Below are 15,563 nucleotides of genomic sequence, written 5' to 3' on the forward strand. Positions count from 1 at the left end.
TTGGCGACCATAGCATTTTGGACCCACCTGACTTCCATTCCGAACTCAGAAGTGAAACGAAATAGCGCCGATGGTAGTGTGGGGTTTCCCCATGTGAGAGTAGGACATCGCCAGGCTTATTTTATGTTTTCAGATTTTGTCTTTTTTATAAAAAGTCTGAAGGTTGGCGACCATAGCATTTTGGACCCACCTGACTTCCATTCCGAACTCAGAAGTGAAACGAAATAGCGCCGATGGTAGTGTGGGGTTTCCCCATGTGAGAGTAGGACATCGCCAGGCTTACTTTAGGTTTTCATCTTTTAGAAAAAGATGAAAACCAAAACTAAAAATTAGCATCATTAGTGTAAGACTAAATTTTAGTAACAATTTGTGGAGAGATGGCTGAGTGGTTGAAAGCACCGGTCTTGAAAACCGGCATACGTTAATAGCGTATCTAGGGTTCAAATCCCTATCTCTCCGCCACTATTAAGAAAGCCCGTTGAGAAATCAACGGGCTTTCGTCGTTTTAGCGCATGAGAAAATTTATACCAATCTGGAAAATTAACTGGTCAGGTCTATCCATCTTCTCGAACACATCTTGGTGACTCTGATGGAACATTCCAAAAAACTATTCCAAGCCCTACACACTTTGGAGACAATGTCTTCGTAATCCGAAAAAGACTGATTGGCGAGATAGTGTTGTCTTAACCAACCCCATACTTGTTCTATGGGGTTTAGCTCTGGAGAATAGGGTGGAAGTTTGATGACACTGAGGTTAGGAAAGTCATTGGCAATATCTTCTGTATGCCATCCTGCGCCATCCATAATGATGATGGCATGACGTCCTTTTTCAGTGACCGCCGATATTTGCTTTAAATGCTCGATCATGATGTCTTTATTGACCCACGGGACAACGATAGCGTCACCCATGCCTTTTTGGGGACAGACAGAACCAAACAGATACGCATATTCGAATTGTTGTTGCTTCACGGCTCTGGGACGCGTTCCTCTTTCAGCCCATAACCGTGTCGTTGTGTTTTGTTGCCCAAATCGAGCTTCATCCTGAAACCAGATATCAACATGCTCTAAAGCCAAATGACCTGGGATCTTAAGGATCGTTTCGAATTTGAATTTTTTTAAAATCTTCCTGTACTGCTTGAGATTGTTGTGGGTGTCTTGAACGGGAAGTTATCCATGCGAAACCCATATGGTCGAGTAGGTAATAGATAGAATCAGGATGATAATGCGTGCCAAATTCTTTCACGATATAGGCATGGGTATCGGCACCGGTAAGTCGTCCACCTTGAGTATCATGAGCTTTATCTTTGATGTATTGGCTCAATTGCTCTCTTTGTTCAGAAGTTAATAATGGTGGTCTTCCCGTTCTTGGCTTTTCCTTCAGCCCTTCTAATCCTTCTTCAAGAAAAGTCTGAACCCACTTATTAACACTGGTTCGGCTCACCTTAAGAAACTTGGCGATTTGGGTGCGAGAGTGTCCATCTTTGAAATGAGCAAGGGCCAGCAGTCTCATTTTCATCTGAATAGATTTCTGCTGGCTTGCGAGCTTTTTAAAGTCGATATTATTGAGGCTATCCATAGCGAATACGTTCTATCGTTGAATGGCCTCAATTAGATCATATTTTTTCTTAGATTGGTATAAGATGCACTTCAACTCACGACTATATTTGGACATGAAAGACCCCCAATAATTGGTGTCCAACTATTGGGGGTCAGTTCAATCTACTTGGGCTTGGAATAAAAATTGTGCCTTGAAGCTGATCAAAACTCTTTAGGGGCGAAGCCTGTCATCACATCTAAACGAAGCTCTTTACCCATTTTTGTCATTGGGTGAACGATCACCAGCCCACGCACACGTTTCTTTAGTTTACCGATGTCTGCTTGCTCTTCTTTGGTGATTTCGCGAGAAAATGGCATATCAAGCAAGCTTTTACGCTCTTTATTAAGCTCGTACGTCTGTTTGTGTTTTAGCTGATTAAGCTTTTTAGTTAATTGCTCAACTTCATCTGTAAACTTAGAAATCATTTCGTGATCACCACGAGAACGTGCTGCATCAAGTTTACGTTGGCAGGTATCTACGCGGTTGTGCAGCTTTTGAATATCAGTTTTTATGCTCATGGTAATTAGACTCTAATTTTAAATGGTCGAGGAGTATAGCATAGCTGAAATCCGGCTCTCTACTATTACTAAAGAACTCGCTCATTACTTCAGCTAATCAATTCGTTACCGGAAGTTTGACCGGAGAAAAACGCTTCAATGTTGCTTAGTGTGACTGTCGCAATATTATTTAGCGCTTCATGGGTAAGGAAAGCCTGATGTCCAGTGAACAAAACGTTATGACACGCGGACAAGCGGCGGAATACGTCGTCTACGATGACATCATTGGACTTATCTTGGAAAAATAGTTCTTTTTCGTTGTCATACACGTCCAGGCCAAGTGCACCAATTTTGCCTTGTTTGAGTGCTTCGATCGCCGCAAGTGAGTCTAACAACTCTCCACGACTTGTATTGATGATCATCACTCCATCTTTCATTTGGGCGAATGAATTGGCGTTCAGTAGATGGTAGTTCTCTTTACTCATAGGGCAATGCAAAGTAATGATATCTGAGTTGGCATAAATATCTTCAAGTGAACAGTAACGAGCGCCTATTTCGATAGCCAGTGGGTTTTCGTAGGGATCATAACAAAGGATCTCCATGCCCAACCCTTTGAATATTCTCATAGCGGCAATACCAATTTTACCAGTACCAATGACACCTACTGTTTTACCGTAAAAATTAAAGCCAACTAAGCCTTCCAATGAGAAGTTCGCATCTCTGGTTCGCTGATACGCTTTGTGTAAACGTCGATTCAAACACATCATCAAGCCGACCGTATGCTCGGCAACGGCTTCTGGAGAATAGGCAGGTACACGAACGACTTGTAAACCTAACTCTTTAGCGGCGTTTTGGTCGACTTTATCAAAACCAGCGCAGCGCATCGCAATCAGTTTTGTACCACCTAGAGCCAGTTCTCTCAGGACCGGCTCAGATAGGTCATCATTAACAAAAGCACACACGACTTCACAATCGTGTGCCATTTTGGCTGTCTTTGCGGTCAACCTGAAGTCGTGATAGTGAAATTTAAAGTCTCGGTTATTTTTTATTTTATTAAAAGAGGCCTCGTCGTAGGATTTTGCACTAAAAAAAGCAATGTCAATCATAATTCACTCTCTAACTCTGTGAGCTTTATCAATAAATCTACATATAAAGTAATTCAACTTAGGTACGATGAATAGATAAATCTGCAACAAATCTTTTGTCATACCAAGATGGCACTACAGAACTATTTTTTGCGTCTTGGCGTTATAATCAGATTGCTTTGTCTCCATCAACTGACTAGCATAACTTCTCTTCGTTTTTCCTTGTTGGCTTCTTTATTAGGCGTTCTGGCGATGTCAGTAAAATGGTGTTCTCTACTTTTGTGTTGTGCGTTTGTGTCTGGTGCGCACGCTTCTGTCGATCTTGTTAAAGTAGATAAATCCAAGCGGCGGATGTACCTGATGGCAGAAGAAGCTGTAGTAAAGGAATATCGAATTGCTCTGGGCGCTAACCCCAAAGGTCACAAGCAAGAAGAAGGAGACCATCGCACTCCAGAAGGTAACTATACTCTGGATTACATTATCAATGACTCCGCATTCTATCGCTCAGTACATATCAGTTACCCTGACCCTATTGATAATCTTGAGGCTCGTCGCCGAGGCGTTTACCCCGGCGGGAATATCAAAATCCACGGTTTAAAAAATGGCGAAACTCTGGAGTCGAGTTTCATCCAAAGCTTTGATTGGACGAATGGCTGTATCGCCATCACAAATGAGGAAATGGATGAATTCATTCAAATGGTTCCGATGGGAACTCCTATTACTATTGAATGGTAACTTTAAACGTTAGTATTCCTCATTCATAAAAACGCTTTTATTCGATAAAGCGGGTTGGGTGATCACTGAAAATACCATCCAATTTTGGAAGGTGTTTCAGTTTATTGGGGTTGTTGACGGTGTAACACATCACTTTATAGCCACGTTGTTGTAGCTGTATGATTTGGCGTGCCCGAATCCAGTTGATGTTGAGGTTACAGCTATATGCCTGAACTTCTTCCAGTAGTAAACGATCTTTTTTGGTTAGAAATTCGCTTAGTACACCTAAACGATAGCCCTTACAGTGTTTGAATAGCGCTCGTATCACGTCATGGCTAAAACTGGAAAGTAAAATATTTTCTTTAGAGAGGGGGCTGTCAGCGAGAACCTTTGCTAATAACTGAGCCACTTGTTCTGCTGGATGGCGATCGACTTTCACTTCAATATTTAAATTGAGACGGTTATCGGCAGCCATTTCAAGCAGCTCGTCCAGTGTCATGATGGTTTCACCCGAAAAAGCCTCGTTAAACCAGCCACCAAAGTCTAAATTTTTCAGCTCGGTTAACGTAAGTTCATCGACTCTGCCTTGCCCATTGCTACAGCGATTAACCGTGTGATCATGACAAACAACCAAAATATTATCTTTGGTTGGCTGAACATCAACTTCTACCCACTTCAAGTCAAGGTTTATTGCTGCCTGAACACTTATCTTGGTATTTTCTGGGTGCGTACCTGCAACACCGCGGTGGCCTATTAACAGTGTATCCATGTGATTGTTCTTCTCGTGTTGGGTTGAACCAGATTGTAATCGATTTTTGAGTCGTTTGGATTGGTGAACATAGCGTCATGTTGATGAAAAACATTCATTTACTAAGGCATTCTCAGAAATAGAAATATGTTGGACTTTTACTCTATCGCAGCTCATTTTTAAAGTAACGACTAATCTAGCGATGGAAGATCAATACCCAGAAACCGCGAGAAGCTGAGTTTGAGTATGATAGTTTACACGTGCGGTAATGATTTGATAAATGGATGGATTTGAATTGTGCATCTTGCAGTGATTTGAGTAGAAATATCAGGGAGAGAAAAATGAAGATCGGGGTCATTGGCGCTGGTGCCGTTGGCGTTGGAGTTTGTCATTACTTACTGACGCTGGGTAGTTTTAGCGAATTAGTTCTTTTAGACCAGAATCTGGAGCGAGCTGAAGGGGAAGTGTTCGATTTTCGACATACAGCGGCGTTAACCTTTTCTAAAAATACACGTATTATTCCTTCTAATGACTATCTGGACTTATTGGAGGCTGACATCGTTGTAATTACCGCTGGCGCCCAAATTCAACAAGACCAGAATCGTCTGGATATCGCAGAAATTAACGCCAAAATTGGAGTTGATATAGCGCGTAATATCGAGCGTGTGGCGCCAAAAGCGATACTTATCGTTGTGACTAACCCATGCGATATTGTCACTCACTTTATCGTCACTAACACTGGGTTTACAGCAAGCAAAGTGATCAGTAGCGGGTGTGTTATCGATACTGCGCGTTTAATGAGTATTGTCGCTAATCGTGTTGACCTCGACCCTAAGAATATCTTCGGGTATGTGTTAGGAGAACACGGTAGCCATTGCTTTACTCCGAAAAGCTTGATCTCTATTGCGGGGCAATCCGCTGATTATTACTGTGATACGCATAACCTCAAGCGAATCGATGCGGATGATTTACTAGAAGCGGTCAAACAAGCGGGATATGAAATCTTTCGCCGTAAACACAATACCGTACATGGTATTGCCGCGAGTGTGTTCCGAATTATTCAGGCTGTCATTATAAATGAGCGTTCAGTACTACCTGTTGGAACCATGATGTCTGGGCAATATGGCTTGAGCGGTGTGGTATTAAGTTTGCCAACGGTTGTGGGTAAAAAGGGGGCTGAATCTGTCCTTACTCATCCTTTTAGTGGTGAAGAGCTGAAAACGCTGCGAGCAATTAGTGAGAATTTGCGAACTGTAGTTGAGAACGTAGCAAAATCGACCAATTTAAAATATTAACCTTGAGCAATAAGAACTCAATAGCATTTCTATGAGCCTACTGCGAAGTAGGCTTTTTTGTCGCTTAATAAAAGAAAGAGTATGACTAGTTTTCAGACGAGAATTGCTCGTTTCCTACATCTGGGTGAACAGTGTGGAACTCTGCTACCTTGAAGATGTTAGGATAATTTTGTGATATAAGTCACGTTATTGTTGTTTGTCGTCAGAGAGTACTTTACAAAACATCGCGAATGCCAAGAATGTTCATTAATGCAAATGGTAATGGTTATCAGTAATATTCGTTCGTAAAATGATCGAGAGGAATCACATAGATATTGGTGTGCGATCTTAAAATAGTCTGAGTGATAGAGCCTGTTTACCAAGCACTAACGAATATTAGTACTCGATGCGAAAACAGAGAGTGTATCGAAGAAATATGGGTATGCACGTATTGATATGGGCGTGTTATACAAACATAAGTATGATGAAACCTTGGATATCTTGTTTGGCTGAATGTTGAAAGTCTGTTGGGTACCAATTAGCACGCGGAGTGCGTTAACACGACGAGTCAATAGATAGGCTAATCAGTTTAGTTGCGGACAACTTAAAAAATGCTGGTCAGCAATCCAGTTCAAATACTGATAACAACCTGATTTACAAAGGGGGGAGGACATTCTTCCCCTTTAGTCATTTTTAGGAAATAACATTTTAACTCGTATGAATCTAATCAAATCAAGTATCACTCTGCTGATCTCATCAGTTTTGATTCCCGTACACGCGGAAAACCTGAATGATGCTCAAGCAGTGCAGAGTAAAACTAACCAAGCATCGGCGGTTAGCCAAAAGCGTATTGATGCTAGCGCAGAAAAGGCGTTGACCTTGGAAGCCGAAATCGCACAGCTACAAGAAGAAGTCGCCAACTTGAAGATTTATCGCGATCATCTTACTAGCCTGGTTGATAGTCAGAACCAAGAGGTAGACAGCTTGAATGAGCAAATCGAGCAGATTGCTCAGACTCGTCAGGGTGTTGTGCCGTTGATGTACCATATGCTAGATGGGTTAAAAACGATTGTGGCTAACGATAAACCTATTCGCAAAGCTCAGCGTGAAGAACGTATCGCCAAGCTAGATGCGATGATGACACGTGCGGATGTAGCAGATGCAGAGAAGTTTCGTCGCATTTTAGAAGCGTATCAAATCGAGATGGATTACGGTTCCCGACTGGGCGTTTATCAAGGCAAGATTAACTTAACGGCTAATGAACAAATAGAAGCGGATGTTCTCTATCTGGGTCGCGTATCACTGATTGCGCGTAGTTTATCTGGAGAGGCATTCTGGAGCTGGTCACAGCAGCAAAACTCGTGGCAGCCACTTGGTTCTGATCAAAAAACGGAATTGGACAAAGCGTTTGCGATGGCAAACAAGCAAATCGCACCGAGCATGTTAACCCTGCCAGTGTCACTTACCGTCGCGGAGGGCAAATAAATGATCAATAAATGGTTATCGGTTGCTCTAATCTCAAGCGCAGCGTTGATGTCACACACCACATTTGCCAGTGACACTCTATTGCAAAAAGCGCAGCAAGAAAATCGTCAGCAACAAGCACACAATGTGACACGAGAAGCGGGTTTTAAACAAACAGAGACAGAGATCCAAGCGCTCAAAAATCAATTAGCCGCTGAGCGTGCTGCTCTGCAAGCTGAAGCGGACGCACTGAGTGCGACTTTCAGTAAAAATGAAGCCGAGTTGTCACAACTTGAAGAGAAACTTCGTTTAGAAACAGGTAGTCTTGGCGAACTTTTTGGTGTGGTTCGTCAGAATGCCAAAGAACTGGAATCCGAACTCAAAAACTCTGTTACCGGTGTGGACGGTAACTCTTACCAAAATGAAATTGATGCAATTGTCGCTGCGAAGTCGCTGCCGACTCTGCCTCAACTGCGCGCGATGTGGCGCAGCATGGAAGAGCAAATCAAAGTCAGTGGTGAGTTAGCTAAAGTGTCATTCACATTACTGGATGGTGAAGGTCGTGAGCAAACTGTCAATGGTGTTCGACTAGGTGCAATGGCCTTGTTGGACGACAGTGGATACGTGAAGTGGAATGGTCAACGTGGAGATGCGGTGAACTATCTGCGCCAGCCTGAAAATGGTCCAACAGCGGGCTCACTAACCTCGGGCGATATTGAAAATGTCGTAATTGATCCATCACGTGGCATTCTTTTAGAGCAACTTGCGAACTCTCCATCGCTACAAGATCGCCTTAATGCTGGTGGCGTGGTTGGCAAAATCATCCTTGGCTTACTTGCAATCGGTTTGATTATCGCACTGGTCCGTGGTGTTTCACTGATGATTGCTCGTCAGAAGATCGCACAACAATTGAAGAGTCCGGCTCAGCCAGGTGACAACCCGTTGGGTCGTGTTTTGGCTGTATACCAGAAAGATAAACACCGCAGCGTAGAAGCATTAGAATTACGCCTTCTTGAAGCCGTTGTCGACGAACAGACGCATCTGGAAAAAGGTTTGTCGATGCTAAAACTTTTGGCGGCACTCGCTCCTATGTTAGGTCTGCTCGGAACGGTAACTGGCATGATCGAAACCTTCCAGGTGATCACACAGTTTGGTAACGGCGATCCAAAAGTAATGGCAGGTGGTATTTCAATGGCGCTAGTGACGACGGTCCTTGGTCTTGTGGCCGCGATGCCTTTATTACTGGCTCATAATGTATTGAGCTCTCAGGCTGAGAACATTCGAAACATACTTGAGAAACAAGGCATCGGCCTAGTTGCAGAGCAAGTTGAGCGCGATATGCCTAAAGGTAAACATAGCGCGAATATCATTGCGGAGAATGCAGCGTAATGGAGCAGATCCTACTCAACACATTGGGTTTGATCAGTGAAGATTGGGCCACGACCTTGCTGAGCTTTATGCAGCAGGGTGGCCAGATCCTGTGGTGGCTGGCTGCTGTTGTTGCAGTGTGCTGGCTACTGGTGATGGAGCGGGTTATTTACCTGACGACGGTTTTTCCAAAGGTAAAGAGTCAGCTTTATGAACAGTGGCAAGCCAGAACAGAGCACCACTCTTGGTACGCACATCAAATTCGAGAAGGGTGGATTGCAAAGGCACAAATTGAGCTACGTCAGAACCTGTCCACTATCAAGCTGCTTGTCGCTATTTGCCCGATGCTTGGCTTGCTTGGTACTGTGACTGGCATGATTACGGTTTTTGATGTCATGGCTTCACAGGGCAGCAGCAATCCCAAATTGATGGCTTCGGGCATCTCTCTGGCCACCTTGCCTACCATGGCAGGAATGGTGGCTGCTTTGGCGGGGATGTTTATTCATGCGCGTTTAAGCAAAGTGTGTGAGCGCAAAGCTATCCAGTTAGAACAATCTTTAAGGAGTCAGAAGTGAGACTCGGACGCAGACCTAATCAACAGGACGAAGCACAAGTCGATTTAACATCCATGCTTGATATTGTCTTTATCATGTTGATTTTCTTTATTGTTACTAGCTCATTTGTACGTGAGTCAGGGGTGGAAGTAAATCGACCTCAAGCTTCAAATGTGGTGAGCCAAAAAGACGCGGGTATTTTCATTGCTGTGACTGCAGCAAACGATGTGTATATCGATAAACGTTTGGTAGATATTGAGCGTGTAGAAGCGTCGATAGAACATTTGCTGCTGGAACAGCCAGATGCATCGTTAGTGATTCAGGCAGACGAACATGCGTATAACGGTACAGTTGTAAAAGTCATGGATGCCGCTAAAGGTGCAGGTGTCAAGAACATCGCATTGGCTGCGGAGAAACCTTAATGGGCAGGCTGTTACTTGCGCTACCCGCATCGCTATTGATTTCTGTCAGCTTGTTTAGCTTTATGGCGTGGATGGTCGACAATGGCAATCAACGTGCTCCAAAGCCCTCTGAAGCAGTACGTTTTGATATGGTGATGGTGGAAAATGATGCGGATCTCCAGCGTCGTCAACGATCGGTTCCACAGCAGCCTGAGCCACCAAAAACGCCACAGCCAATGGATCTGTCTCACGCAAATACCCAAGTAGAACCAATGAGTCAGGTTACCCCAACCAGTGCTTTGGGATTAAATACAGCGCTAGATGGCATTGCAATTAGCGCGCCTAATCTTCAAGGCACCATGGGTAATCAACAAGCGCTACCTCTTTATCGTGTGGAACCTCGTTATCCGAGCAAGGCTCAGAAACGTAAGATCGAAGGTCACGTGGTGTTGCGCTTTACTATTGACGCGACTGGCCGTCCAAAAGACATTGAAGTGCTCGAAGCCGAACCAAGCCGGATGTTTGAGCGTGAAGCGATACGTGCTCTTAGAAATTGGAAATATCAGCCAAAAGTTGAGAATGGTGTGTCAATCGAGCAGTTTGGACAGACCGTAAGACTGGAGTTCAAGTTAACGAAATGATGAAGAAATTCCTAATCGGTGCCGTCCTGAGCTTAAGTGCTTTTACGACCATCGCCAGCGAGTTAAGTCAGTATACGGCTTCTCGTGTCCAGCGGGCGCATAACATGGCGCAGGAGGACAAGCTCAAAGAGGCCATTTCGACACTAGAGACATTGGATCTTTCTCGTGGTTACGATCAGGCTTTTGTCGCGCGTATGTTGGGCATTCTCTATTGGCAAAACCAGCAAATTAAGCCAGCCATCAAACAGCTGGAACTTGCGGTTAACAGTGGCTTATTACAGGATGAGCAAGCCTGGCAAACTCGTAAGATGCTGGCCGATATGTTGCTTAACGATCAGCAGTTTTCCAAAGCATTGCCTCACTACTACACATTGAGCAAATCAATACCCAAGAACCAGAAGGCCCATGATGTCTGGTTGCGTATCGCACAGTCGCATTATCAGCTAAGTGAATGGCAAAAAGTGATTTCAGCGATGGGACACTACGAACAGTTCGGCCAGCCAGACAAAACTGGCCCACTTTCGATAAAACTGTCTGCTGAACTTGAACTGAAAAAGTGGAAGCCAGCGATTGGAACCATAAAACGTTTGATTGCTATCGAGCCTGAACGTGTAGAGTGGTGGCGTCAATTGGTCTCACTACATTTGCGTGTTGATGATAATAAGCATGCACTGGATTCTCTGGCGCTTGCTAAACTAAGGGGTGTGAAACTTAGCCAAGATGATCTGAAACTGCTGGCACAACTCTATGCTAACCGGGGGATTCCAGAACGAGCGGCGTTGGTATTGAGCGAATTGGATGAGATTAACTCCAACAGTAAGCTAAAAGCGCAACAGGCAATGTATTGGCAAATGGCCAAAGAGTGGGACAAGTCGATTGATAGCTGGCGTGTGGCTGCACATCTTGATCCTCAGTACAACTGGAACTTTTCTCAGCTATTGGTGCAAGAAGGACATTACCAACAGGCGCTGGTGGTATTGGATAAAGTTTCTGGCCGAAAAGCGGATGTCGCACTTGTCAAAGCTCGTGCTTACTATAAATTGAAACGCATCGACGATGCGCTAGCGAACGCGAAACGATCTTATGAAATGAAACCGTCAGATCAAGCAAAAAGCTGGGTTATATATCTGTCTCAACTACAAAAAGTGGAAACCAGTTTAAATTCGTAAGCAATCCAAAGTACTTGTTAAAGACCCGAGGTAACACTCGGGTCTTTTTGTTTTCTCGGGACGAATATAAATCGCTGTATAGGTTATTACTTTTTACGTTCGTATTGGAGCCTGTAATGGCAGAGGATCTAACTTCAAAAAGGCAAGATTAATAGCACAAATAACTGTTATTTTTATCACTTAAACGCGTGTAAAAATCTTCCTTTCTCCATTTAACGGGATGGGATGCTGCAAAATATAATTATTGACCGGCAGGGCAGTAAAGGAAATAAAACTGATAACTCTTCTCACGCTGGGAGATGTAACACGCAAAAAAATACAAAATCTGTGCATATAAATGAAAAGTTCACTATTTTTTTGTGATTTTGTTCAAAATTTAATCACTAAGTGAACTAGTTGCATAAAAAAGTGTTTGTTTCATTTAGATTTCATTACTACTTTGTTATCTATTCGTTGCAAATGATTCAGGGTAACTCTGTTTCTTGGCGAATCGGCACAAACAACTATATGGATGTTAACAATGAAAATGAAAGCTCTAGCCGTAGCAGTGGCGGCACTAGCATGTGGTACACAGGCATTCGCAGCAGAAGTTTACAACAGCGATGGTACATCTTTATCAATCGGCGGTCACGTATCTGTGGGCGTGGGTGAGTACTACGACGAAGACGTTAAAGTTCACCAAGTTTCTCCTCGTATCAACGTTGCGGGCAAAAAAGACATCGGTAATGGTGTGACTGTTGATGCAAAAGGTGAATGGTCGCTTAACTACCTAAACGGTGGTGATCAGTCTTTCTCAACTCGTCTTGGTTACATCGGTGCAACTCATGAACAACTTGGTCGTCTAGTTGTGGGTACACAATGGTCACCTTATGCTGATGTTGCTCTTGTAGCAGATAAACCAATTGCATTTGCCAATGATTTCGCTTACCCATCCAATATGTATGAAGTTGGCTCAGCCCGTGCGGAAAAAATGTTGAGCTACCGTAAAGGCTTCGATTTCGGTGAAGGTATTGCTTTCAACCTAGGTCTAGCTTGGCAAGGTCAAAACGGTGATTACGATGACCGTGGTCAAATTGCTCTTAGTACAGAACTAGCTGGGTTTGGTCTTGGCTACGCATACAGTGGCGGTGACGTAGATATGGGTAGTTCAACAGAAACTGCAGAGTCACATATTTTCTCGGTTAACTACGGCTCTTATGGTTCAGGCCTATACGCTGCATTTGTGTACGGCATGAACGAATACTTCTATGAAGATTACGAAGATACAACTCAACTAGAAGGTATTGTAGCGTACGGCGTTAACGACTGGACATTCAGTGTAAACTACGAGTCAGTTGAAGATGACGATCTAGACACGCTATACAGCCAAATGGCGCTCCAAGCTGAATACGCTGTAACTCCATCATTCTACACATTTGCTGGTTACCAAATCGATCTAGGTAACGACATTGATGAAGATGAGAACGACTACTGGACTATCGGTGCTCGTTACTACTTCTAATTAATAGGACAGTTTCTACTGCCTAAACACATTTATTGTGTTAACGCCTACTCAATGTGAGTAGGCGTTTTTATTTCTTTCTGCTCGAGTCAAACCATTATTTTTCGTCTAAAAGGTCAAGGAAGAAGGCATACTCCAATGCATCTTCTTTCAATCTCTTGAAGCGGCCTGAAGCCCCGCCATGACCCGCTTCCATATCGGTTTTAAAGATAAGCACGTTACTATCCGTTTTCATTTCACGCAGTTTGGCCACCCATTTCATAGGCTCAAAATACTGAACTTGGGAGTCATGCAAGCCAGTGGTGATGAGCATGTTAGGGTAATTTTTCGCGGTTACATTATCGTAAGGCGAGTAACTTAACATGTAGTCATAGTAGGTTTTATCGTTCGGGTTGCCCCACTCATCGTATTCATTTGTCGTTAATGGGATAGATTCATCCAGCATGGTGGTGACGACATCGACAAACGGAACATGGGCACCAATACCACGATACAGCTCTGGCGCTTGGTTTATTACTGCGCCCATTAACAAGCCGCCCGCAGAGCCTCCAACAGCGAATACTTTGTCTTTTGCGCCATATTCTTGCTCTACCAGGCCTTTAGTGACGTCAATAAAGTCATTAAAGGTATTCTGCTTAGTGAGCTTCTTACCGTCCTCATACCACGGACGCCCCAGCATTTCAGAGCCGCGAATATGGGCGATCGCGAAAACGAAACCACGATCTAACAAGCTTAAGCGTGTGGAGCTAAATGTTGGTTCAATGGTTGCGCCGTAAGAGCCATAACCATATTGGTAAATTGGGTTGGTACCATCTTTCTTAAACAGATCTTTGCGATAAACCAGCGAGACAGGCACGGATTTTCCGTCACGAGCGGTAACCATAATACGTTCAGACTGGTAGTTATCTGCGTCGAAATCACCAAGAATCGGTGTTTGCTTCATGACTTCAGATTCACCCGTATTCAGATTGAAATCGTAATAGGTGCCAGGCGTAGTTAAGCTGCTGTAGTAGATGCGAACTTTACCGTTGTCTAACTCATGATTACCCGTCAGATAAGCAGCAAATGCGCTGTCGTGAAACTTGAGAGGGAACTCTTCACCTGTTGACAACTGACGCACGGTGACCGTCGATAAGCCATTTGCTCGTTGTTCATAAACTAAATGGTCATCGAATAATTCGAAATCCACGAGCTGTGTATCTTGGTCTGCAGGAATGACATCTTGCCATTTTGAACGATCGTGCATGTTGTCTTTATGCACTTTCATTAGGCGAAAGTTGATCGCTTGGTAATTGGTATAGATATAGTACCAGTCCCCGAGTTTTTCGATGCTGTATTCGATGCCAGATTCACGAGGGAAAAATGGCTCAGCTTTCGCGTTCGGCTCGTTGGCGTCCAGAACGGAAACACCGCTGGTTTCTGTACTAGAGTGCCAAATATAAACCTCTTCCCCGTCTTTACTACTGCTGATATAGGTGAAGAACTCACTATCTGTTTCTTCGTAGATAAGCTCGTCCGTGCTTTGCGGTGTTCCCAGCACATGTCGATATACTTGGTAACCTAACAGAGTTTTTGGATCTTTCTTTATGTAGTAGAACGCTTGGTTATCGTTTTGCCATGCGATAGCACTGGACGCTCCCTCGATTTCGTCCTTCAGGTATTGATCCGTCGAGAGGTCTTTAATCTTAATGGTATAAATACGTCGGCTTAAGGTGTCTTCCCCATAGGCCAATAGCTTCTCATTAGGACTGATGTGTAATCCACTGACACTAAAGAAATCATGATCCTTTGCCAGCTCGTTTACATCTAAGATCACCGATTTATCGGTGCCTGCGAAGTCTTTAGCTCGCAAGTGAACTTCGTATTCGTTATCACCAGAAACTTCGCTTGAATAAAAGTAGTTACCTTTACGAACCGGAACGGAGTTATCGTCTTTGGCGATGCGTCCCTTGATTTCTTCAAACAGTTGCTGCTGAAGCTCTTCGGTATGCTCTAACACAGTTTCAGTATATTGATTCTCTTGTTCTAGGTGCTGCAAGACGTCAGGATCTTTTCGCTCGTCGTCACGCATCCAGTAATAATTGTCGATACGAGTATTGCCATGAATCGTCATCGCGTGCGGGACTTTTTTAGCTACTGGCGCTGGTGTCTGTTGCGCGATGAGCTGCGATTGAGAGTGGTGGTTCATTGGTGAAGTTCCTTGATTGCTGCATCCGGCCAAAAGTGCGAGCGATACGGCCAAAGTCGTAAGAGTGAAACGCATCTGTTTATCCTTGTATTTTATACCTAAGCAAACATGTTGATTGTCATCTATATCTGCATGGTTTGTATGTGCTTTCTGGTGTGACACGGATTCTATTAATCTTCCTATGATCAATATGAAACTTAATTGTGTAAGCAGTTGTTATACAAAGCAAACAGTCTTTTTGAATATGAGACAGAAGTAGGATGCGCTTTGTGGATGCAATGAATAAATAAAAAAGGGACATACTTTAAAGTATGTCCCTACTAACTGTTTAACTGTTTAACTGTTTAACTGTTTAACTGTTT

14 protein-coding genes, 1 tRNA gene and 2 rRNA genes are annotated in these 15,563 nt (G+C 43.6%); 12 read left to right on the forward strand and 5 right to left on the reverse strand.

Annotation, left to right across the window (positions count from 1 at the left end):
• From rrf (WJM94_RS21330) to WJM94_RS21340, 3 genes are all read left to right on the forward strand, one after another.
• Window positions 1–116, forward strand: a 5S ribosomal RNA gene (rrf, locus tag WJM94_RS21330).
• 46 nt (window positions 117–162) lie between these two features.
• Window positions 163–279 (forward strand): 5S ribosomal RNA (gene rrf / locus WJM94_RS21335).
• A 92-nt stretch (window positions 280–371) separates the two neighbouring features.
• Window positions 372–462, forward strand: a tRNA-Ser gene (locus WJM94_RS21340).
• A gap of 78 nt (window positions 463–540) precedes the next feature.
• Here the strand turns inward: WJM94_RS21340 and WJM94_RS21345 are convergent.
• From WJM94_RS21345 to WJM94_RS21355, 3 genes are all read right to left on the reverse strand, one after another.
• Window positions 541–1,576, reverse strand: a protein-coding gene (locus tag WJM94_RS21345; RefSeq protein ID WP_444496184.1) for an IS630 family transposase whose coding sequence is annotated in 2 segments (ribosomal slippage) — window positions 541–1,111 and window positions 1,110–1,576 — 1,038 coding nt in all. Because the reading frame shifts where the segments join, the coding sequence is not laid out codon by codon here.
• A gap of 182 nt (window positions 1,577–1,758) precedes the next feature.
• A complete protein-coding gene (locus WJM94_RS21350; RefSeq protein ID WP_444496185.1) occupies window positions 1,759–2,115 on the reverse strand; it encodes a YibL family ribosome-associated protein in 357 nt (118 codons plus the stop codon).
• Window positions 2,116–2,204: 89 nt separating this feature from the next.
• On the reverse strand, window positions 2,205–3,200 hold the full coding sequence (locus WJM94_RS21355; protein ID WP_444496186.1) for a 2-hydroxyacid dehydrogenase: 996 nt from the start codon (window positions 3,198–3,200) through the stop codon (window positions 2,205–2,207).
• Between the two features lie 231 nt (window positions 3,201–3,431).
• On the opposite strand from WJM94_RS21355, the gene WJM94_RS21360 reads away from it, so the two are divergent.
• Window positions 3,432–3,914 carry a L,D-transpeptidase family protein gene (locus tag WJM94_RS21360; RefSeq protein WP_444496187.1) on the forward strand — a complete coding sequence of 161 codons (483 nt, stop codon included), beginning with the start codon at window positions 3,432–3,434 and terminating at the stop codon, window positions 3,912–3,914.
• Between the two features lie 37 nt (window positions 3,915–3,951).
• Here the strand turns inward: WJM94_RS21360 and WJM94_RS21365 are convergent, their stop codons facing one another.
• The gene (locus tag WJM94_RS21365; RefSeq protein ID WP_444496188.1) at window positions 3,952–4,662 is read right to left on the reverse strand and encodes a glycerophosphodiester phosphodiesterase family protein; all 711 of its coding nucleotides are present in this window, start codon (window positions 4,660–4,662) and stop codon (window positions 3,952–3,954) included.
• Between the two features lie 320 nt (window positions 4,663–4,982).
• Here WJM94_RS21365 and WJM94_RS21370 point away from each other — a divergent pair, with 320 nt between their 5' ends.
• The 8 genes from WJM94_RS21370 to WJM94_RS21405 all read left to right on the forward strand — a co-directional run bounded on the left by WJM94_RS21370 (window position 4,983) and on the right by WJM94_RS21405 (window position 13,013).
• Window positions 4,983–5,936 carry a lactate/malate family dehydrogenase gene (locus tag WJM94_RS21370; RefSeq protein ID WP_444496189.1) on the forward strand — a complete coding sequence of 318 codons (954 nt, stop codon included), beginning with the start codon at window positions 4,983–4,985 and terminating at the stop codon, window positions 5,934–5,936.
• 696 nt (window positions 5,937–6,632) lie between these two features.
• Complete coding sequence (locus tag WJM94_RS21375; protein WP_444496190.1) at window positions 6,633–7,400, forward strand: DUF3450 domain-containing protein; 768 nt, start codon at window positions 6,633–6,635, stop codon at window positions 7,398–7,400.
• On the forward strand, window positions 7,401–8,768 hold the full coding sequence (locus WJM94_RS21380) for a MotA/TolQ/ExbB proton channel family protein (protein WP_444496191.1): 1,368 nt from the start codon (window positions 7,401–7,403) through the stop codon (window positions 8,766–8,768).
• Window positions 8,768–9,322: a MotA/TolQ/ExbB proton channel family protein gene (locus tag WJM94_RS21385; RefSeq protein ID WP_444496192.1), complete on the forward strand. Its 555-nt coding sequence runs from the start codon at window positions 8,768–8,770 to the stop codon at window positions 9,320–9,322. Before WJM94_RS21380 ends, WJM94_RS21385 begins: the two co-directional genes overlap by 1 nt.
• Complete coding sequence (locus WJM94_RS21390; protein WP_444496193.1) at window positions 9,319–9,723, forward strand: ExbD/TolR family protein; 405 nt, start codon at window positions 9,319–9,321, stop codon at window positions 9,721–9,723. Before WJM94_RS21385 ends, WJM94_RS21390 begins: the two co-directional genes overlap by 4 nt.
• Window positions 9,723–10,343 (forward strand): energy transducer TonB, encoded by a 621-nt coding sequence (locus tag WJM94_RS21395; protein ID WP_444496194.1) that lies wholly within the window; start codon window positions 9,723–9,725, stop codon window positions 10,341–10,343. The genes WJM94_RS21390 and WJM94_RS21395 overlap by 1 nt, the downstream gene beginning before the upstream one ends.
• A complete protein-coding gene (locus WJM94_RS21400) occupies window positions 10,340–11,512 on the forward strand; it encodes a tetratricopeptide repeat protein (RefSeq protein WP_444496195.1) in 1,173 nt (390 codons plus the stop codon). Before WJM94_RS21395 ends, WJM94_RS21400 begins: the two co-directional genes overlap by 4 nt.
• Window positions 11,513–12,032: 520 nt before the next feature.
• A complete protein-coding gene (locus WJM94_RS21405) occupies window positions 12,033–13,013 on the forward strand; it encodes a porin (RefSeq protein WP_444496196.1) in 981 nt (326 codons plus the stop codon).
• Window positions 13,014–13,110: 97 nt separating this feature from the next.
• On the opposite strand, the gene WJM94_RS21410 is transcribed toward WJM94_RS21405, so the two are convergent.
• Entirely contained in the window at window positions 13,111–15,276 is a 2,166-nt protein-coding gene (locus WJM94_RS21410; protein ID WP_444496197.1) for a S9 family peptidase, read from the reverse strand.
• Window positions 15,277–15,563: the final 287 nt, after the last annotated feature.

It is taken from the genome of Vibrio sp. YIC-376 (assembly GCF_052353105.1).
Lineage (GTDB): Bacteria > Pseudomonadota > Gammaproteobacteria > Enterobacterales > Vibrionaceae > Vibrio.